Below are 19,853 nucleotides of genomic sequence, written 5' to 3' on the forward strand. Positions count from 1 at the left end.
CGGCCGCATCAGTATCGGCTCCGCGCGGCGTGCCGGCACGGCGAAGACCGGTGATCGGACGGCCGGCGGATCGGCCGCTCGATCGACTGACAAGCCGACCGCCAAGGCGACGTCGCGCCGATCCGTGTCCGGCGGAGCGCGCCCGACCCGAGGCGCCACGGCCAGCCCCACGCCGACCATGCCGGCTGCCGACGGACCGGGCCGTACCGGTTTCGCCGGTTTCACCGGCATCCGTTCGCTGGTCAACCCGCTGTGGTGCTACCACGGGTTCATCGGCGCGGTGCTGGTACTGTGCTGCTTCGGCGTGATCATGGTGTTCTCGAGTTCGACCGTCACGCTGGTCGCCAGCGGCCTCAAACCGTGGCAGCGTGGTCTCAACCAGGGACTGTACTGCGGCGTCGGCCTGATCTGCGCGGCATTTCTGGCACGGCGAAGCGTGAAGTTCTACCGGCATGTCGCCGGCGGCGTCATGATCGGCTCGCTGGTATTGCAGATGCTGACGCTGACGCCGCTTGGCGTCGGCAGCGAAACCACCGGCAACAACGGTTGGATCGCCATCGGAGGATTCTCGATGCAGCCCGCCGAGGTGACCAAGCTCGCGCTGTGCCTGTGGCTGCCGATCGCACTGCACCGGTCCGCCAAGGCGTATCCGCGCGACGGGCTCAAGGCGTACGCGGTGCCGGGCGGCATGTACGTGGCGGCATTGGGACTGGTCATGCTCGGCAAGGATCTCGGCACGGCCATGATCCTCGTGTTCATCGGCGTCGTCGCGTTCCTGATCAGCGGTTTCCCGCTACGGTACATGGCGATGCTCGCCGGCGCGCTCGGCGCGGTCGTCGCCGTGCTGGTCATCAGCAGCCCCAACCGTCTCAACCGCGTGCTTGCCGCATATCAGGAATGCACCGACACGCAAGGCGTATGCTTCCAGTCCACGCATGCCAAATACGCGCTGGCATCCGGCGGGCTGCTCGGCGTGGGACTCGGCAACTCGCGCGAGAAATGGAACTACCTGCCCGAGGCGCACAACGACTTCATCTTCGCGATCATCGGCGAGGAGACCGGATTCATCGGCGCGGCCATCGTGATCCTCCTGTTCGTCGTGATCGGCTGGTGCCTGATCAGCGTCGCCATGCAGCTGGACGACCGGTGCTTTGCGACGTCGCTCGTGTGCGTCGCCGTCTGGCTGGTCGGTCAGGCGCTGGTGAACATCGGCGTGGTCGTCGGCATCTTCCCGGTGCTCGGCGTGCCGATGCCGTTCGTGTCCGCCGGCGGATCGTCGATGCTGATGTGCCTGTGCGCGGCCGGCGTCGCGGTCGCGATCATGCGGTCGCACCCGCAGGTCCGTGCCGAAGGACGATTGGACTAGGACGATCGATCGGAGCGGAACGGCGTGCGGTCGCGTTCGACGCCGTGTCCGTGAGCAGGCGACGTTGCATCCGTAAGCCGGCGACGTTGCGTCCGTGAACTAAGCTGAGGTGTTATGAGTACTGGAGTTCGTCATATCGTTCTGGCCGGCGGCGGCACCGCCGGCCACGTCAATCCGCTGCTCGCCGTGGCCGCGGCGATCGGCCGCATCGACCCGCAAGCCAAGGTCAGCGTCATCGGCACGGCCGTCGGTCTGGAGCACGATCTCGTGCCGGCCGCCGGATACGAGATCGACACCATCGAGAAGGTGCCGTTCCCACGCCGCCCCAACCTCGACGCGCTGCGGTTCCCCGGCCGCTGGAAGCGCGAGACCGCGAAAGTCCACGATATTCTTACGCGTCGGCAGGCCGACGTGGTCGTCGGATTCGGCGGTTACGCGTCCGCGCCCGTGTACGCGGCGGCGCACCGGATGGGCATTCCGATCGCCATCCACGAGCAGAACGCCCGCGCCGGCATGGCCAACAAGCTCGGTGCACGCTGGGCCGACTTCATCGGCACCGCCTATGAGAACACCGGGCTGAAATCCCGCAACGGCGCGCCCATCGAACGCGTCGGCCTGCCGTTGCGCCCCGCCATCGCCGACCTGTGCACACGGTTCAGCGCCGACCGCGTCGCCGTACGCGACGAGGCCGCGGCCACGCTCGGCGTCGACCCGACCCGACCGCTCGTGCTCGTCACCGGCGGTTCGCTCGGCGCGTTGAGCCTCAACCGTGCCGTGTCCGGCGCCGCAGCCGACCTGCTCAAACATGCGCAGGTCATCCACCTGACCGGCCGCGGCAAGATCGACGAAGTGCGCGCCACCGTCGCCGAACAGGCCGGTGCATCGGCCTTGTCCGGACTGTTCGACCAGGCCACCGGCGGCGACTACCACGTCGCCGAATACCTCGAACGCATCGATCTCGCATTCGCCTGCGCCGCGCTCGTGATCTGCCGCGCCGGTGCCGGCTCCGTGTCCGAACTCGCCGCGCTCGGCCTGCCCGCCGTCTACGTGCCGCTGCCGATCGGCAACGGCGAACAGCGGTTCAATGCGCAGCCGGTCGTCGCAGCGGGCGGCGGACTCATGGTCGCCGACCGCGACTGCACGCCGGCATGGATCCGCGAACACGTGCCCACGCTGCTGGCCGATCCGATCAAACTGCGGCAGTTCGGCGAAAAAGCTTGGAATTACGGCATCCGCGACGCGGCCGACATCATGGCCCGCAAGGTGCTGGAACTGGCGAAATAACAAAGGAGCATACCGTTGAGCGATATCAACCAGGACGACATGGCCGTCCTCGACCCCACGCACGCCGCGTTCGGCGCGGACGACACGGTGCACGGCCTCGGCCGCACGCATTTCATCGGCATCGGGGGAGCGGGCATGAGCGTGCTCGCCGAAATGCTGCATGAACAGGGCGTCGAGGTCGACGGATCCGACCGCGAACGCAGCGCCAAAACCGACCGCCTCGCCTCGCTCGGCATCGCCGTCGCATTCGGCCAGCGCGCCGAAAACGTCGCCGGCGCGTCCACGGTCGTCTACTCCAGCGCCATCAAGCCGGACAATCCCGAAATCGTCGCCGCGCACCAGGCCGGCGCACATATCGTGCACCGCAGCGACATCCTCGCGCTGCTCATGAACGGCCGACGCGCCGTGACCGTCGCCGGCGCGCACGGCAAGACCACCACCAGTTCGATGATCGCCCATGTGCTCACCCACGCCGGTACCGGCGCGCTCGCCGATCCGAGCTACGCGATCGGCGGCTCCATCCAGGGGCCGGACGGCCGGACGATCGACGGCGGCCACGCCGGCAAAGGCGACGTGCTTGTCGCCGAGGCCGACGAGTCCGACGGCAGCTTCGAAAAATACCGTCCGACCATCGCCGTCATCACCAACGCCGAACCCGATCACCTCGACCATTACGGCACCGCGGCCAACTATCACGCCGCATTCGTCGAGCACGCCGGCCACGCCCAGGCGCACGTGGTGATGTGCGTGGACGACGAAGGCGCGCTCACCGTGCTGCGTGCGCTCGACCCGGCCGTCGCGGCGCGCGTCATCGCCTACTCGACCCGGGACGCCGCACAGATCGGCGACCTCAACGGCGCGACGTTCGTGCGCATCGCCTCCGAAAGCGAGCATGCGGGCAGCGGTGCGGAACGGTTCGCCATCGACCTGCCGGCGGCCATCGTCGGCGGCGACGGGCTGCGGCTGCCGGTCAGCCTGATCGTCCCCGGCATCCACAACGCGCGCAACGCCACCGCAGCCATCGTCACGGCCGTCCTGCTTGGCATGGATCCGCAGGCCGCGGCCACGGCGGTCGGCACCTTCCTCGGCGCGGCGCGGCGTTTCCAGATCCGCGGCACCGTCGCGCAGGTCACCGTCGTCGACGACTACGCCCACCATCCGACCGAGATCGCCGCGCTGCTCGACGCCGCACGCCGCCGCTACCCGGGCTCGACGCTGCACGTGCTGTTCCAGCCGCATCTGTTCTCGCGCACGAAGTTCTTCGCCCGCGAGTTCGCCGAAGCGCTCGCCAAGGCCGACGACGTGATCATCACCGGCATCTTCCCGGCGCGCGAAAAGCAGGAGGACTTCCCGGACATCACCGCGCGCACCATCGTGGACGCGGCCGCAGGACTGCCGCACGAGCCGGCGGACCATTGGATCTCGGCCGTCGACGACATGCGCACGGCCGCGCAGATGCTCGCCATGCGCGCGCACCACGGCGACGTGATCTTCACCGTCGGGGCGGGCGACATCACGGCGATGGGCGACGTGCTGCTGCATGCGCTCGCCGCGCATCGGTTCGACTGCCCGACCGGCGACGGGGACACGGTCGTCACGTCCGATGTCGCCGGCGTCGCTGCTGCTGGTATTGGTACTGATGATGCCGCGAGCGGCGCAACGGACGGATGCTGATGGGTCGCAGGATCGTCAGTTCATCCGACGAGCCGCATGGCGGATCGCACGATGTGGCGCGCGAGGTCGCCTCGCATGACGTTCGTCGTGCGGACGGCGCCTCCGGTGCGGATGGCACGCGGCGGACCCGGACGTCGCGCTCGTCGCGCACCGCGCGTTCACGTACGGCGTCCGGGACTGCCGGCGCCGCCGGTCCATCGTCCGGCGACGACACGACGATCGCCGAACGTCAGCGTTCGCATACCGCGCGTACCGTCTCGTCGGCGGGAGAACGTGCCGGTGCGCGTCATGGCGGCAACGATCGGACGGGCGCCCGCCGCAACGGCACGGCGATCCGCGAGGGCTTCGTGGATGCGCGACGCATGCCCAGCGAGGACGTCGTGTCCAAAACGCTGCGCGAGACAGCAGGTACGCTCGGCATCCCCACGCGGCCGAAGGTCGTGGATTTCAGCGCCCGGCTCAAGGAGCATCGCAGGGCCAACGCGCGCATCATCGCGGTGCGCGTGGCCGCCGGCGTCGCCGCGCTCGGCGTCGCGGTGGCGTTGATATGGCTGCTGTTCTTCTCGACCGTGTTTCGTCTCGAAACGGCGAACATCAGCGTGAGCGGCGGCAACGAATGGGTGAGCCGCAGCCAGATCCTCGCCATCGCCGACAAGCAGTCGGGCAAATCGCTGCTGCTCGTCTCGTCGCACGACGTCGTCGCGCAGCTGACGAACATCCCCGGCGTCACCGAGGCCAGCGTATCCAAGCGGTTCCCGGACGGGCTGTCGGTCAGCGTGAAGGCGCAGCAGCCGGCCGCGATGCTCAAGGACTCCGGCAGTCAGATGGTGGCGGTCGACAGCAAGGCGCGCGTGCTCAACAAGGTGGGCGGCGCGTCGACCGACGGCATCCCGGTTATCCAGGTGCGCAACGTCGACAGTGCGTTGGGCAGCGCGGCCGTCAAGGAGGCTCTGACCATCCTCGGCAGTCTGCCCGACTCGATGCGCGCGAGCATCACCAAGGTCACCGCCGCCACGCAGGACTCCATCACCACGGAGCTCAACGGCGGCGAGCACGTGGTGGTCTGGGGCGACTCCTCGGATCTCGAGCTCAAGCAGGCCATCGTCGACAAGATCCTGGGCGATCCGAAGGTGATCGGCGACAAGACGCAGGTCGACGTCTCCGCCCCCTCGCGTCCCATCATCAAGTAGCGGCTGCCGACGCCCTCGCTTCTCAACTCAACGGACATCCAGCCGATTTGGTATGTGCAATCGGCTGTATGTCCGTTAAAGAAGCGGTTGAAGAAGCGGTTGAAGAAGCGGGGTCGAGGAAGGGGAGGCGCGTCTGTCCCAAGGAAGCGCGTCTGTCCTAGGGAAATGCGTCCGCCACAAGTATCCGGCCCCATATCCCAACGGACATACAGCCGATTCGGTATGCGAAATCGGCTGGATGTCCGTTGAGGGGGAGCGGTGCGGGCGAGCGAGGTGAACGGGTTGACAGCGCTCATGATCGGCGGTATATTGAAATGTCCGTGCAAACGGATGCTTGATAATTCAAGATTGGGGTCGATCGGTTTCGACGGTGACCTGTTCGTCGCAGGGAAGCGTGCCGAGAACGCCGGGTCCGCTCGTGGATGCCCCCGGCAAAAGAATAAGTGCTAAATCTAACCGCACTGAGTTCGCTCTCGCTGCCTGAGCTTCGCGCCAGGATTAACCAGTGAGCAGCCGCTCCGTTCACTCCTCCTCGTCTTTGGGAGGATGCTGAGCGTCGTTAAGAAGACTTGCTGATGCAGCTGCGTTGCAGGGCTGCATCGGGACTTTAACTGCGAATATGCCCGCCGTCCGTTGTCTGCGACATAGACGGGGGCAGAAAAACTGCCAAACGGCCAGCAGACTACGCACGTAGAAGACTGAGGGTACGGTTACCGGACCGGGGTTCAATTCCCCGCGACTCCACCAGACATCAACGAAGGGCGTCGTTCCGTGAAAGGAGCGGCGCCCTTCGTCGTTCCGCGGCACTGCTCAACGCGGAAGTCCTTTCTCCTCTCAGCGGACATACAGCCGATTTGGTGTGCCAAATCGGCTGTATGTCCGCTGAGAGGAGAAAGAGGGAGAGGAGCGGAGGCTTGAGGCGAAGTGCGGAGAGGGTGTCTCGCTGCCCGTGATGACACAGATGACACACGCGAAATCGTATGCCGCTTGACATTCGAGACAGTCTCCGCCATCATGATACTAAAGCGCTTTAGTAATGGCGTGTGAACGAGCGTGCAGCGGCGGCCGGGCGATACGATGAGGTACCGGCTCGCCACAATGCCACAACGACAAAGGAGTAGACGACCCGTCATGTATCTCAAACCAGAAGCGCAGCTCGAGCGGTGCACACGTGTGCTCCGCCAGCGCGTCGCCCCGCACATCCACCCGGTCGTGGCCGGCCTCGCCGTCGAAGCGTTCGACATCCCCGGCGAGCCCATGCCCAGCGCCGAGTTCTTCGCCAAACTCGCCGCCGGCGACATCGACTTCCATCCGTTCACGCTCGGCCATGAGTGGGGCACCACTTGGGGCACCGTCTGGTTTCGCCTGACCGGGCGCATCCCCGCCGACCTCGATCGCCACGGCCGCCCGCTCGAGCTGGTCCTCGACCTCGGCTGGTACCCGCACTCCTGCGGCGGCCATATCGAAGGCCTCGTCTACCGCCCCGACGGCACCGTCATCAAGGCCGTGCACCCGCTCAACACCTGGGTGCCGTTCATGAATGCCGACGACGTCACGCAGGTGCCGGTCGCCGACGACGGCACGTTCACCGTGTATCTGGAGGCGGCCAGCAACCCGCTGCTGCTCGGCGTGCCGCCGTTCGTCGAAACCGAACTCGGCGACCACGCCACCGGCACCCCGGACGAGCCGTACGTGTTCAAGTCGGCCGATCTGACCATCTTCGACCAGCGGTACGAAGACTACGCCGTCGACCTCGACGTCGTCCGTCAGCTCATGGAGCGGGCCGACAAGGAGTCGCCGCGCTACTGGCAGCTCGCCAAGGCCCTGCAGCGTTCGCTCAACGTCTTCGACGAGCAGCATCCCGATTCCGTCGTCGAGGCGCGCGCTGCACTCGCCGGCGTGCTCGGCAAGCCGGCCAACGCCTCCGCGATGAACGTGAGCGCCATCGGCCACGCGCACATCGACTCCGCGTGGCTGTGGCCGGTGCGCGAAACCCGCCGCAAGGTCGCCCGCACGGTGTCGAACGCGCTCGCGCTCATGGACGCCGACCCCGACTACCAATACGCGATGAGCTCCGCCCAGCAGTACGCCTGGCTTGAGCAGGACCATCCCGACATCTTCGCGCGCATGCTCGAACGCATCCGGGAGGGCAGGTTCATCCCGGTCGGCGGCATGTGGGTCGAATCCGACGGCATGCTGCCCGCCGGCGAATCGCTCATCCGCCAGATCAGCTACGGCAAGCGCTACTTCAAGGAACATCTCGGCGTCGAGCCCAAGGGCATCTGGCTGCCGGACAGCTTCGGCTACACCGGCGCCTGGCCGCAGATCGCCCGCCGCGCCGGCTACGAGTGGTTCCTCACGCAGAAGATCTCGTGGAACGACACCACCAAGTTCCCGCATCATTCGTTCCTGTGGCGCGGCATCGACGGCACGCCGATCTTCACGCACTTCCCGCCGTCCGATACGTACTCCGCATGGTGCGAGGTCAAGGAGCTCGACTACGCCGAGAAGAACTTCCGCGACAAGGATCTCGCCGACCGTTCGCTGCTGCTCTTCGGCTTCGGCGACGGAGGCGGCGGCCCCACGCGCGACATGATGGAGCACCTGCACCGCTATGAGAACCTCGAGGGCGTGTCCCGTGTGACCGTCGAAAGCCCAAACGAGTTCTTCCGCAAGGCGCACGAGCAGCTCACGCAGAACGCCGGCCCGGAGATGCCCGAATACAAGGGCGAGCTGTACCTCGAACTGCATCGTGGCACGCTCACCTCGCAGCAGGACATGAAGCGCGGCTGCCGTGCGGAGGAGTCGCTGCTGCGCACGGTCGAGTATCTCGGCGCGGCTGCCACGATCGCCGATCCGACGTTCGTCTATCCGACCGAGGAGATGGACCGTATCTGGACGACGCTGCTGCTCGACCAGTTCCACGACGTCCTGCCCGGTTCCGGCATCGCGTGGGTGCATCGTGAGGCGCGTGAGAACTATGCGCGCGACCTCAAGCGGCTCGCCGAGCTCGCCGAGGACTTCTGCGCCGTGCTGCGCAAGGTTGACCCGACCGCCGACGTGCTGTCCGAGGCGCGTATCAGCCAGTACCGCGCCGACGGCGCGTCGTGGCAGGTGCGTCCGACGTCCGTAGCCAAGACGGTGTCGGCCGCGCAGCCGTCCACCGTCGACACGCTGGCCGATGGCCGCGTGCGTCTCGCCAACGGTCTGCTGACCGCGATCGTCGAACCGGACGGCACTGTCTCGTCGCTCGTCGACGAGACGGCCGGCCGTGAGCTGGTACCGTCCGGCACGAGACTCGGTCGCTACGAGCTCATGAAGGACGAGCCGGCCGTGTGGGACGCCTGGGAGATCGAACGTGAATCCCTGCTGCTGGGGCATGGTCTGACCGGCGAGATCGTCGGCCAGACGGTCGACGGCGCCGGCGCGGCGTCCGTGAGCGTGCGCGCCGGCGAAGGCGACACGACGATCGGCACGACGGTCACGTTGCGCCCGGGCTCGCGTCAACTCGACTTCCACGCCGACATCGACTGGCATATCAAGGAGCGCTTCCTCAAGGTCGACCTGCCGCTGTCGATCGTCGCCGACCGTGCGACCTACGACTGCCAGTACGGTCTGATCGAACGGCCGATCGTCAAGAACAGCGCGTCCGACGAAGCGAAGTTCGAGAACGACACCAACCGGTTCGCCATCCTGCGCGAGGCCGGCTACGCGGCCGCGGTTGTCAACGGGTCGATCTACGGCTCCGACGCCGCGCCGATCAACGGCGACGCGGCGCAAGGCATCGGCAACGGCACCATGTTCCGGCTGTCGCTGCTGAGCGCGCCCACGTACCCCGACCCGCGCACCGATCAGGGGCGGCACGTCTTCGACTGGTCCGTGGTCGCCGACGCGACGCTGGAACGCACGATCGACGCGGCCTGCACGCTCAACGCGCCGGTGCTGCGCGACGCGCCCGCGATCGCGCCGCTCGCGTCGCTCGACGTGACGCGCGGCACGGTCGTGATCGACTGGATGAAGCCGGCCGACGACGGTTCCGGTGACCTCATCGTCCGCGCGTACGAGACGGCCGGCGGCCGGGCCGACGCGACGCTGCACGTCGCCGACGTGCTGCGCGACGCCGCGGTGCGTGAGACGAACGTGCTCGAAGGCGACGAGATCGCCGCCGATCTGCCGACCGCGCTCGTCGGCGAACCCGGACAGTCGGCCGATGGCGCGACGCTGCACTTCGGCCCGTTCCAGCTCGCGACGCTGCGCATCACTCGGACCGTGAAGTGAGCTGCCTATGATCCGATGACATGCATATGATTTCCTCCTCCTCATAACGACGGTGCCTTCCGGGAATTTCCCCGGAAGGCACCGTCGTTTGCGTATGGCGTGCATGTCGTATCGTGCTCGCTATGCCGCGTATGCAACAAGGCGCGCGGGATGTCACAAAACCATCCCGCGCGCCTTTGCATATCAGTAGGTGGGGTATCGGCGGCTCAGAACTCGACCTCCATGCCGTCCCACGCGCAGCGGAAACCCTCGCGCCGCGCGGCCTCGGCCATCTCCTCGTGCGTGGTGCGACCGTTGTGCGAGAAGTGGTTCGCCACGAAGATCGTCCGCTCGTCGGCCACGCCGAGCTCGACCATGCGGTCGCGTGCACGCAGGTTGTCCTCGAAGTTCATGTGCATGCTCAGCGACGACCCGTGCAGCGCATGGTTGCAGTCGAGCGACACGTAATCGTAATGCCCGCCGACCCGCGCAAGCTCGTCCCATGTGACGTCCGGGAACCAGCCGGTGTCGTGCGCGTACAGCAGCGTGCGCTCGCCGTCCGTCAGCGAATAGAACAGGCAGTCGCCGGCGTGGTGGCCGTGCGCCGCCTCGAACGCGTGCGCCCGGTACTTGCGCAGCGTGCCGGTGCCGCCGTCAACGGCGTTGCCGGATTCGTCGGTGTCGACTGGTCCGCCGCACACCGTGAAGTCGTCGCCGGGCCGCACTGTCGTGAACGCCACGCTGTCCTCGTCGTGCCGCTGTTCGAGGAAGAATGCGCGCTCGTGGAAGCCGTGCACGGTCTCCGAACCATACACCTCCATATGCCGGACGGGATTGCTGATCACGTAGCCGTTCATGCGGTAGGCGACGTCCTCGCCGTAGAAGTGGTCGGAATGCCAGTGCGTCACGAGCACCGAGCGCACGGACGGCAGCGGGAACCGGTCGCGCAGATAGTGCAGATACGTGTCGCCAGGGAAGTCGAGCAGGATCGCGTCGTCGACGATGGCCTGGCACTGCGTGCGGATCTCCTTGCCGCCGGCCGCGGCGGCGTGGCGGCACAGGTCGCATTCGCAGAAGATGCCGGGGATGCGTTCGGCGGCTGCGGTGCCGAGTTGCTTGATTTTCATGGGTGCTCCTTTGCTTGATGGTTGATGATGATAGTCGAAGGCGTGTGGTTCAGCCGCGTCGCTTCGCGGCGATGAGCCGGTGTCCGCACAGGCTGAACCCCGCACCGGCGAGACTGGACAGCAGGATGATGACGAACACCGTGCGATAGGCGTCCGCGCCGGTCGCGCTGCCGTCGATGATGGCGCCGAACAGCGGATAGGCGAAGAACGACGGCATATAGCCGAGAAACGACGTGACCGACATGACGGTCGCCGACTGGTCGTTCGGCACGCCGTACTCGCCGATCGGCACGTAATACACGGCGCGGATCGCATAGCAGGTCAGCGCGAGCAGGCAGGTGACGACGGTGCACGCCGCGAACCAGCCGGGACGTTTGGGCAGCAGCGCCAACGGTAGCGCGCAGACGGCGCAGGCCAGGAACAGCACGACCATCCAACGCGGGCTGTCGGCGAAGCGTTTCGCGACGGCGCCGGACGCCAGCGCCGAGACGACGGGGAAGATGCCGGTGTTGATCAGGCCGTAGACCGCGGCCTGCGTGTCGCTCAGGCCGAACGTCTGCTGCAGCAGCGGCAGCGTGTACGTGGTGGCGGCGATGTAGGCCGTGTAGCCGGCCATCGTGGCCAGTCCGGTCGTCCAGACGATCGGCAGCCGCAGCGCACCGACGATGGCGGCGAGGCCGGTGCGGCGGACGTCACCGCTGCCGCGTGTTGCGCGTGCGGCGTCGTGACGGTCGTCGTGCAGGAAGTCTTCGGGGATGTTGCGCAGCACGATGACCGAGAACACCATCATGAGCAACGCATAGCAGGTCATGGCCGTGCGCGCGCCGGTCACGGGGGAGAGACTCACGGTGAACAAAACCAGCGTGACCATGTTCGCGAACAGGCCCATCACGCCGCGCATGGCCTCCTGCGTGCTGAACAGCGCCGCTTGATGAACGCCGTCGGACAGGCCGCGCGTGCTTTTTTGGATGGTCGGCCAGTACAGCGCCTCGCCGAAGAGGCCGAAGCAGGCGAACGCGATGACCAGATACCAGAACGGCAGGTCGGTCGCGACGGCCAGCGACATGGCGATCAGCCCGTAGGCGACGAGATCGAACGCGATGACCTTGCGGATCACGAGAAAGTCCTGGATCCAGCCGAGCAGCAGATAGCCGAACACCTGCACGAACCCGGTGACGCCAAGCAGGAAGCCGAGCTGGGTGTTGGTCACGCCGAGCGCCTGGCGGAACGGCTCGTAGATCACGCCTTTGATCGACAGGAACCAGTAGATGCACGACGATAGGGAGATGACGAAGAACGTGCGGGTCCCCCTGGCATCGGTGCCGAGATAGCGGGACGTGAATTCGAGCATGGCGGACTTCCTTGCCTGCGGCGGTGCGTGGTGTGGTTGGGGGCGGGTAACGGCTGTGTGTCGCAGTCGGATGATGATGCTATTACCTCGGCGGAACTAAAGCGAATTAGTTGGCGTTATTCCGCGTTTCTTGAGGAATTTAAGGCGTGTCGCGGCGATTGGCGTGGATACGTCTTGGGTGTGCGCCATGCTGTATCTAAAGCGTTTTAGTTCGTCGTTCACGACGAGCTCGGCGGAGGCTGCGCGAACGGACACGACGATGGTCCGGGTGTGCGGACGCTGACATGGATTCATCGACTCGGCAAAGGGGCGTCCCTCTTATGTTCTTATTACCCAACCAGCAACTCGAACGATGCGACCGCGTCATGCAACAGCGCGTCGAACCGCACATCCACACCACGCTGGCATCTTGTGTGCTGCGTTCGCACGACAACCCCGGCGAACCCGTGCCCTCCGGCGAATTCCTCGCGCAGGTGCGCGCCGGCGAAGTCGAGTTCAAACCGTTCTCCATTCCCGGCATGTGGGGCACCACATGGGGTACCACATGGTTTGAGGTGACCGGCCGTATCGACCGCGAGACGACCAAGGGCCGCAAGGTCGAACTTGAGATCGATCTCGGCTGGCTCGGCCACCGCGGTCCCGGTTTCCAGTCCGAAGGCCTCGTCTACCGCGCCGACGGCACCGCGATCAAATCCGCGAACCCGAAGAACCACTGGGTCCCGCTCGTCTACGCCGACGGCACCAGCACCGTCGACCTCGACAAGGACGGCAACTTCACCGTCTACATTGAGGCGGCCGCCAACCCGTTCGTCGAAGGCCCCACCCCGTTCTCGCCTACCGAACTCGGCGAAGGCCCGACCGGCAGGTACGACTTCCCGTACACGTTGAGCCGCATGGACGTCACCGTGTTCAACGAGGACGTGTTCGCCTACTCCATGGATCTCGAAACCGTATCGTCGCTCATGCGCGAACTCACGGACGACGACCCGCGCTACTGGCAGCTTGCCAAGGCCCTGCAGCGTTCGCTCAACGCATACGACGAGCGCGACATCGGCGGCACGCTCCCCACGGCCCGCGGCGAGCTCGCCGGCGTGCTGGCGGAGCACGCGTCGTCCAGTGCGATCAACCACATCGCCATCGGCCACGCGCACATCGACTCCGCATGGCTGTGGCCGGTACGCGAAACCCGCCGCAAGGTGGCGCGCACGGTCTCCAACGTGCTCGCGCTCATGGACGAGGACCCGGACTTCACGTACGCGATGAGCTCCGCCCAGCAGTACGAGTGGCTCGAGGCCGAGCACCCCGATCTGTTCCGCCGCATGATGGAACGCGTGAAGGAAGGCCGGTTCATCCCGGTCGGCGGCATGTGGGTCGAATCCGACAACATGATCCCATCCGGCGAGTCCCTCGTCCGCCAAATCACGTTTGGCCACCGCTACTTCAAGGAGCACTTGGGCGTCACCCCGCGCGGCATCTGGCTGCCTGACAGTTTTGGATACACCGGTTCGTGGCCGCAGATCGCCCGCCGCGCCGGCTTCGACTGGTTCCTTACGCAGAAGATCTCGTGGAACGACACCACGAAGTTCCCACACCACTCGTTCATGTGGGAGGGCATCGACGGCACGCGTATCCTCACGCACTTCCCGCCGTCCGACACCTACTGCTCGTCCATGAGCATGCACGAGCTCATGTACTCGCAGCGCAACTTCCTCGACAAGGACCTGTCGCGCAACGCGATCCTGCTGTACGGCTTCGGCGACGGCGGTGGCGGCCCCACCCGCGAGATGACCGCGCGCATCCGTCGCGACCATGACCTCGCCGGCGCCCCGAAGATCGACTTCGGCACCCCCGACCAGCTGTTCGACCGCGTCCGCAAGGACATCGTCGGCGACGCGCGCGGCGAAACCCCGGTGTTCAAGGGCGAGCTGTACCTCGAACTGCACCGCGGCACACTCACCGCCCAGCAGGACATGAAGCGCGGCTGTCGGCAGGAGGAGGCCATGCTGCGCGTGACGGAATACCTGTGCGCCGCGGCCCGCGTCAAGAACCCGGATTACGTCTACCCGCGCGAGGAGATGGACTGCATCTGGAAGACGCTGCTCCTGAACCAGTTCCACGACATCCTGCCCGGCTCCGCAATCGCATGGGTACACCGCCAAGCGCGCGCCGAATACGCGCGCGACATCACCCGGCTGCGCGAGATCGCCCTCGAGGCCGGTCGCGCGATCGTCGCCGCCGAGCCGGACGACGCGACGGTCGCGGATGCGGTGATCACCCCGTACTCACGCGAGATCTGCGACGCATGGACCGTGCGTTCCGCTGCCGACGTCGCGCATGTTGCCGACGGCGAGGTGTCCGTGACGCGTGACGGCGAGACGACGATCCTCGACAACGGACGACTGCGCGCCCGCATCGAACCGGACGGCACCGTCTCCTCGCTGACCGACCTAGCCGCCGGCCGCGAACTCGTGCCCGCCGGCACCCGCCTCGGCCGCTACGAGCTGCTCAAGGACGAACCATTCCACTGGGACGCCTGGGACATCCAGCGCGACGCGTTCCTCACCGCGAACGGCCTGGACGACGCGAGCGTGGAAGGCGTCGACACGGGCGCGGACGGCAGCGCCGCCGTGCACGTCGTCACCGAGGTGCAGGGCGTCGAGATCCGCACGACGATCACGCTGCGGCCGGGCGCGGACACGCTCGACTTCGCCGCCGACGTGGACTGGCATGCGGTCGAGCAGTTCCTCAAGGTCGACCTGCCGGTTGCGGTGCAGGCCGTCAACGCACAGTACGAATGCCAGTACGGCATCGTCGAACGATCGATCAACAAGAACACGCGCTCCGACGACGCCAAGTTCGAAAGCTGCACGCACCGCTTCGTACGCATCGCCGACTCCGGCTATGCGACCGCCGTCGTCAACGCGTCCACCTACGGCTCCGACGTCAGTCCCATCCACGAGGATGCGGCGCACGGCACCGGCCGTGGCACCATGATCCGTCTGTCGCTGCTGTCCGCGCCGCTCTACCCCGACCCGCGCACCGACCAGGGCGAGCACTCGTTCGCATGGAGCGTGGTCGTCGGGGCGCCGATGGATGCCGTGCTCGCCGAAGCATCACGGCTGAACGGCCCGGCCGTGGAGGAGCTGCCCTCCATCGCGCCGCTCGTGACGCTCGCCGACGTGACCGGCACGCCCGTGCTCGACTGGATCAAACTCGCCGACGACGGCTCCGACGACCTCATCGTGCGCATCTACGAGGCCGCCGGCGGTGCTGCCAGCGCCACGTTGCGGCTTGATCATGCGCTCGCCGATGCGAAGGTGCAAGAGGTGACGTTGATGGAGGAGCCGGGTTTGGATGCTGAACTGCCGCGGGCGCTCGCCGCTGGTGATGGCATGATGCCGGCCGACGGTGCCGCTATCGCGCTCGCCCCGTTCCAGCTCGCCACACTGCGTATCCGCCGATGACGCCTTCCCGTGGGGCTTCTCGCCGTTGCTCAGCGAGAAGCCCCACGGTGATTATGGTGTATGGCTCCTATTTGATTCGTCTTGCGGCCTCTTTGTAGACGGCGTTGTCGTCGCGCACCGACACGACGATGACGGTCATGGCGTGCTCAGTGCGTTCCAAGCGGTACACGGCTCGCAGTCCGTCCCCCTTGAGCTTGACCTTAAGATAACCGGTGAGATTGCCGTCGCGCTTATGGCCGAGCGGTTTGCCATACCCTCCTTCGGTGAATGGCAACGGGTTCTCCGCAACTTTGTTGAGCATTGCGTAGACGTGGCTCTTTGCGGGTTCCCTCAACTGCGCCACGTCTTTGGCGGCGGCCTTGGTGAATTCGATACGCCAGGCCATTTACTCGAACTCCGGTTCGAATCCGTCGTCGACGGGACGATAGTCTTCGCCGAACACGTCCGTCATGGTCCGTCGCTCGCCGTCATCGTGCTTCATACGGTCGACGGCCTCAAGATAGAGCGCGAAATTCTCCTCCGCCTCCGTATACCGCTTGTAGTCGTCCGGCGTGATGACCACGGCCGCCGGCTTGTTGTTTCGCATGACCACGACCGGGTTGTCGTCCGATACGCGGCCAAGCGTGCGGCTGACCCCTCCGTGGCTCAACTCGGACACGGACACGAGATTATCCAGTGAAATTGTTCCCGCCATACCGGCATCAATTCCTTCCGCTCAATAAATAATCATATTTATGAATATAATTATGATCATATTTTGTGACGACATGCCGTTGTGAAGTACATGATCGGCATAAAACGGCGCGACACGCAGGGATTGCTGGCGGGTTGCGTTATGGATGGTCTGCTGTTATATTATCAACTAAACCGATTTAGTTAATGAGTTTGAAACGGGCTGATAACTAAAGCGGTTTAGTCTCAGCGGTGAGACCTACATAATCGCACAACATCGCAGACTGCCCTCGTGCGAGCTCGATGACATGCGACCGGTAAGGCTTCCTCATCCATCGCAGGATGCGGGACTCCAACGAAAAGAAAGAAGGAAACGGTATGTTTTCCATGAAGAAGACCATTGCTGTGATCGGAGCGGGCTCCATGCTGTTCGCAGTGGCCGCGTGCGGCAATTCGACCTCCTCCAGCAGCAATGAGATCTCTTTCCAGACCTGGAACCTGAAGAACGACACCTACACGCCGTACTTCAACGACCTCATCGCCGCCTTCGAGAAGGAGAACCCCGGCGTCACCGTCAAGTGGATCGACCAGCCCGCCGACGGCTATACCGACAAAATCAACGCCGACGCCGCCGCCGGCACGCTGCCGGATGTCGTGGACATGAGCCCGACCGGAGCCTACAGCCTCGCCAAGGCCGGCGTGACGCTGAACCTGTCCAAGGAGGACCCGGACGCGGAATCCCAGTTCACCGCATCCTCTTGGAACAACGTGACGTTCAAGGGTGACAACATCGAGGAAGGCGCCTACGCCTATCCGTGGTACCTCAACTCCGGTGTCCAGTACTACAACAAGGCCGTCATGGAACAGTGCGGCGTCACCGATCTGCCGGCGGACATGGACGAATGGTTCGCGGCCGCCAAGACGATGGGCGAAAAGTGCAACGGCTCCGTGAGCATGGTCGCATCCGTGCCGACGCTGGAATCCCTTGGCCAGTACGGCGTGCAGCTCATGAACGATGATCAGACCGAATTCACCTTCAACAACGAGAAGGGTGTCGAACTCGTCCAGCACTACATCGACATGTACAACCAGAAGGCGCTGTCCGCCGAGGCGCTGAACAACACGTGGACCGGTGAAGGCGACGCCTTCAAGCAGGGCAGCGTGGCCTCCCTGGCCGGCTCCGCCTACTCCGTCGCCGACTTCGAAGCCAACGCGCCGGAACTGTACAAGAACCTCGGCATCACCGAGCGACTGCTCGGCGAAGGCGGCAAGATGAACGTCGCCATGGAGACGCTGGTGGTCAGCAAGAACACCAAGAACAAGGACATGGCCATGAAGTTCGCCAAGTTCGTCACCAACAAGGAGAACCAGACCGAGTTCTGCACCAAGTCCCACACCTTCCCGTCCGTTGCCGGCGCGATCGACGACGAGGCGTTCAGCCCGACCGGCGACTCCCTGCAGGACCAGGCCGTCGCCCTCGCCTCTAAGGCCGTGAAGGACGACGATTGGTTCATCGCCCCGGGCCCGTTCTCCGAGAACGCCAAGAACGTGCTGCGTGAGCAGATCGCCCGCGCCATTCAGGGCGAACAGACCGCGCAGGAGGCCCTGGACGCGGCGGTCAAGGTCGCTAACGAGGATCTGAAGTAATGACCTCGTCGACTACCGACAAGAAGTCGCTGGCGGCCGGCAAGGCCGGCCGCCGCGGCGGCTCTTCCCACGAAACGGCGTGGGAGGTGGATGACGCCCATCGCATCAAGGAAGGCAATGACGTTGCGGGCTGGCTGTTCGTGGTGCCCGCGCTGCTCATCGCGTTGACCTTCGTCATTGCCCCCTTCATCAATACGATCCGCCTGTCCTTCACCGACGCTACCTTCTCCAATCCTGGCCACTTCGTCGGGCTTGAGCAATATCAGAAGATGTTCTCGGACGAATCCGTGCACATCGGCCTGCTGAACTCCTCGCTATACGTGGTGTGCGTGGTGCCGTGCATGGTGATCCTGCCGCTGATCCTCGCGGCGCTGGTCTCCGGCAATTCCAAGATCCTCGCCTTCTTCCGCGCGTCCTTCTACCTGCCGGTCGTGGTGTCCACCGTCATCGTCGGTCTGGTCTGGACCAACCTGCTCAGCCAGAAAGGTCTGGTGAACGCGCTGCTGCAAGGCGCGAGCCTCATCAAAACCGCCATCCCGTTCCTTACCGACCGCTGGCTGCTGCTGTTCAGCGCCATGCTCATCACCGTCTGGACCGGTCTCGGCTACTACATGATCATCTACTTGTCCGCACTGGCCAACATCGATCCCAGCCTGTATGAGGCTGCCGAGCTGGATGGCGCCGGAGTCATCCGCCGATTCCTCCACGTGACCGTTCCCGGCGTGCGCTCCACGATGGTGCTCATCATGCTGCTGTCCTCGGCCGCCGCATTCCGAGTCTTCAACGAAATCTACGTGCTGACCGGCGGTACCGGTGGCGTCGGCGGCAAGGACGTGACCATGACGATGCTGATCAAGAACTACGGCACCGGCCTGAACGCCAAGTACGGCTATGCCGGCGCGGTCAGCATGCTGGTGTTCGTGATCGTCGGCAGCCTGGTGGCCATTGAGTTCTTCGTGCAACGAAAGGTCGATAACGATGCGAGGTAAAAAGGCCAACAAGGTCGCGCAATATGTGCTGCTGACGCTGTTCTTCCTCATCCTGATCGGACCCCTGCTGTGGCAGCTGACCTTGGCGTTCAAAGGCAAGGGCGACGACATCTACGCGATCCCGCCGTACCTAGTGCCCAAGGACCCGACCTTCGACAACTTCATTCAGGCGTTCAACACCATTCCGGTGCTGTCCTACTTCAAGAACTCGCTGATCGTCGCTGCCATCTCGGTGTGCGGCAACGTCATCGGCGCCACACTCGCCGGATACTCGCTGGCCCGACTGAAGTTCAAGGGCAAGTCACTCGTCGTGCTGCTGATCTTCAGCGCCATGCTGATCCCCGGAGAGACCCTGCTGATCTCCCAGTTCCTCATCGTCAAGACCGTGGGTCTGCAGAACACCCTGCTCGGTGCGGCGCTTCCCGGCCTGTGCAGCGCCATGAACGTGCTGCTCATGATGAACGCGTTCTCCGGCATCCCGATCGAGCTGGAGGAGGCCGCCAAGGTGGACGGGGCCAGCATCTGGCAGCGTTTCTTCAACGTCTGCCTCCCGCAGGTCAAGGGAACCATGACCGTCGTCGTCATCTTCGCCTTCGTCGGCGCATGGAATGACTTCCTCTGGCCGTTGATCATTCTCGGCGACGATTCGGTCTACACGCTGACCGTCGGTCTGAACAGGCTCAAGAACCAGTTCGTCTCCGATCCTCGTCTGATCGCCGCGGGCACGGTCATCGCGTTGGTGCCCATCATCGTCTTCTTCCTGATCTTCCAGCGCTACTTCTTCCGCGGCGTGGAAGAGGGTGGCATCAAGGGCTGACCGGGCAAGAAAGGT

13 protein-coding genes and 1 other RNA gene are annotated in these 19,853 nt (G+C 65.1%); 10 read left to right on the forward strand and 4 right to left on the reverse strand.

The window, feature by feature from the left end:
• Positions 1-178 precede the first annotated feature (178 nt).
• From ftsW to DSM100688_RS00790, 6 genes are all read left to right on the forward strand, one after another.
• Entirely contained in the window at positions 179-1,366 is a 1,188-nt protein-coding gene (gene ftsW, locus DSM100688_RS00765; protein WP_152357624.1) for a putative lipid II flippase FtsW, read from the forward strand.
• Positions 1,367-1,480: 114 nt separating this feature from the next.
• Positions 1,481-2,650 carry a UDP-N-acetylglucosamine--N-acetylmuramyl-(pentapeptide) pyrophosphoryl-undecaprenol N-acetylglucosamine transferase gene (locus tag DSM100688_RS00770; RefSeq protein WP_152357273.1) on the forward strand — a complete coding sequence of 390 codons (1,170 nt, stop codon included), beginning with the start codon at positions 1,481-1,483 and terminating at the stop codon, positions 2,648-2,650.
• Positions 2,651-2,689: 39 nt separating this feature from the next.
• A complete protein-coding gene (gene murC / locus DSM100688_RS00775; protein WP_152357625.1) occupies positions 2,690-4,324 on the forward strand; it encodes a UDP-N-acetylmuramate--L-alanine ligase in 1,635 nt (544 codons plus the stop codon).
• Positions 4,324-5,514: a cell division protein FtsQ/DivIB gene (locus DSM100688_RS00780; protein WP_152357274.1), complete on the forward strand. Its 1,191-nt coding sequence runs from the start codon at positions 4,324-4,326 to the stop codon at positions 5,512-5,514. Before murC ends, DSM100688_RS00780 begins: the two co-directional genes overlap by 1 nt.
• Before the next feature lie 350 nt (positions 5,515-5,864).
• Positions 5,865-6,261: a transfer-messenger RNA gene (gene ssrA, locus DSM100688_RS00785) on the forward strand.
• Positions 6,262-6,645: 384 nt separating this feature from the next.
• Positions 6,646-9,792 (forward strand): alpha-mannosidase, encoded by a 3,147-nt coding sequence (locus tag DSM100688_RS00790; RefSeq protein WP_152357275.1) that lies wholly within the window; start codon positions 6,646-6,648, stop codon positions 9,790-9,792.
• 206 nt (positions 9,793-9,998) lie between these two features.
• Here DSM100688_RS00790 and DSM100688_RS00795 read toward each other — a convergent pair whose 3' ends face one another.
• Positions 9,999-10,898, reverse strand: coding sequence for an MBL fold metallo-hydrolase (locus DSM100688_RS00795; protein WP_163146757.1), 900 nt, complete (start codon positions 10,896-10,898; stop codon positions 9,999-10,001).
• 49 nt (positions 10,899-10,947) lie between these two features.
• Complete coding sequence (locus DSM100688_RS00800) at positions 10,948-12,249, reverse strand: MFS transporter (protein WP_152357277.1); 1,302 nt, start codon at positions 12,247-12,249, stop codon at positions 10,948-10,950.
• 320 nt (positions 12,250-12,569) lie between these two features.
• Here DSM100688_RS00800 and DSM100688_RS00805 point away from each other — a divergent pair, with 320 nt between their 5' ends.
• Positions 12,570-15,713, forward strand: a complete 3,144-nt coding sequence (locus DSM100688_RS00805) for an alpha-mannosidase (protein ID WP_152357278.1) — start codon at positions 12,570-12,572, stop codon at positions 15,711-15,713.
• A 67-nt stretch (positions 15,714-15,780) separates the two neighbouring features.
• On the opposite strand, the gene DSM100688_RS00810 is transcribed toward DSM100688_RS00805, so the two are convergent.
• Together DSM100688_RS00810 and DSM100688_RS00815 are read right to left on the reverse strand one after the other, a co-directional pair.
• Positions 15,781-16,098, reverse strand: coding sequence for a type II toxin-antitoxin system RelE family toxin (locus tag DSM100688_RS00810; protein WP_152357279.1), 318 nt, complete (start codon positions 16,096-16,098; stop codon positions 15,781-15,783).
• Positions 16,099-16,407, reverse strand: a complete 309-nt coding sequence (locus tag DSM100688_RS00815) for a type II toxin-antitoxin system prevent-host-death family antitoxin (protein WP_152357280.1) — start codon at positions 16,405-16,407, stop codon at positions 16,099-16,101.
• Positions 16,408-16,763: 356 nt separating this feature from the next.
• Between DSM100688_RS00815 and DSM100688_RS00820 the strand changes: the two genes are divergently transcribed.
• Genes DSM100688_RS00820 through DSM100688_RS00830 form a run of 3 tightly spaced genes read left to right on the forward strand, consistent with a single transcriptional unit; the run spans position 16,764 to position 19,838 of the window.
• Positions 16,764-18,032 carry an ABC transporter substrate-binding protein gene (locus tag DSM100688_RS00820; protein ID WP_152357281.1) on the forward strand — a complete coding sequence of 423 codons (1,269 nt, stop codon included), beginning with the start codon at positions 16,764-16,766 and terminating at the stop codon, positions 18,030-18,032.
• Positions 18,032-19,021 (forward strand): carbohydrate ABC transporter permease, encoded by a 990-nt coding sequence (locus tag DSM100688_RS00825; protein ID WP_152357282.1) that lies wholly within the window; start codon positions 18,032-18,034, stop codon positions 19,019-19,021. The genes DSM100688_RS00820 and DSM100688_RS00825 overlap by 1 nt, the downstream gene beginning before the upstream one ends.
• Positions 19,011-19,838 (forward strand): carbohydrate ABC transporter permease, encoded by an 828-nt coding sequence (locus DSM100688_RS00830; RefSeq protein WP_152357283.1) that lies wholly within the window; start codon positions 19,011-19,013, stop codon positions 19,836-19,838. Before DSM100688_RS00825 ends, DSM100688_RS00830 begins: the two co-directional genes overlap by 11 nt.
• Positions 19,839-19,853 lie beyond the last annotated feature (15 nt).

It is taken from the genome of Bifidobacterium ramosum, assembly GCF_009299505.1.
Taxonomy (GTDB): domain Bacteria; phylum Actinomycetota; class Actinomycetes; order Actinomycetales; family Bifidobacteriaceae; genus Bifidobacterium; species Bifidobacterium ramosum.

Bases quoted from the DNA above. Each gene is read 5' to 3' on its own strand.
- ftsW (WP_152357624.1), top strand. From the start codon at position 179: ATGCCGGCTGCCGACGGACCGGGCCGTACCGGTTTCGCCGGTTTCACC.
- DSM100688_RS00770 (WP_152357273.1), top strand. From the start codon at position 1,481: ATGAGTACTGGAGTTCGTCATATCGTTCTGGCCGGCGGCGGCACCGCC.
- murC (WP_152357625.1), top strand. From the start codon at position 2,690: ATGGCCGTCCTCGACCCCACGCACGCCGCGTTCGGCGCGGACGACACG.
- DSM100688_RS00780 (WP_152357274.1), top strand. From the start codon at position 4,324: ATGGGTCGCAGGATCGTCAGTTCATCCGACGAGCCGCATGGCGGATCG.
- DSM100688_RS00790 (WP_152357275.1), top strand. From the start codon at position 6,646: ATGTATCTCAAACCAGAAGCGCAGCTCGAGCGGTGCACACGTGTGCTC.
- DSM100688_RS00795 (WP_163146757.1), bottom strand. From the start codon at position 10,898: ATGAAAATCAAGCAACTCGGCACCGCAGCCGCCGAACGCATCCCCGGC.
- DSM100688_RS00800 (WP_152357277.1), bottom strand. From the start codon at position 12,249: ATGCTCGAATTCACGTCCCGCTATCTCGGCACCGATGCCAGGGGGACC.
- DSM100688_RS00805 (WP_152357278.1), top strand. From the start codon at position 12,570: ATGTTCTTATTACCCAACCAGCAACTCGAACGATGCGACCGCGTCATG.
- DSM100688_RS00810 (WP_152357279.1), bottom strand. From the start codon at position 16,098: ATGGCCTGGCGTATCGAATTCACCAAGGCCGCCGCCAAAGACGTGGCG.
- DSM100688_RS00815 (WP_152357280.1), bottom strand. From the start codon at position 16,407: ATGGCGGGAACAATTTCACTGGATAATCTCGTGTCCGTGTCCGAGTTG.
- DSM100688_RS00820 (WP_152357281.1), top strand. From the start codon at position 16,764: ATGTTTTCCATGAAGAAGACCATTGCTGTGATCGGAGCGGGCTCCATG.
- DSM100688_RS00825 (WP_152357282.1), top strand. From the start codon at position 18,032: ATGACCTCGTCGACTACCGACAAGAAGTCGCTGGCGGCCGGCAAGGCC.
- DSM100688_RS00830 (WP_152357283.1), top strand. From the start codon at position 19,011: ATGCGAGGTAAAAAGGCCAACAAGGTCGCGCAATATGTGCTGCTGACG.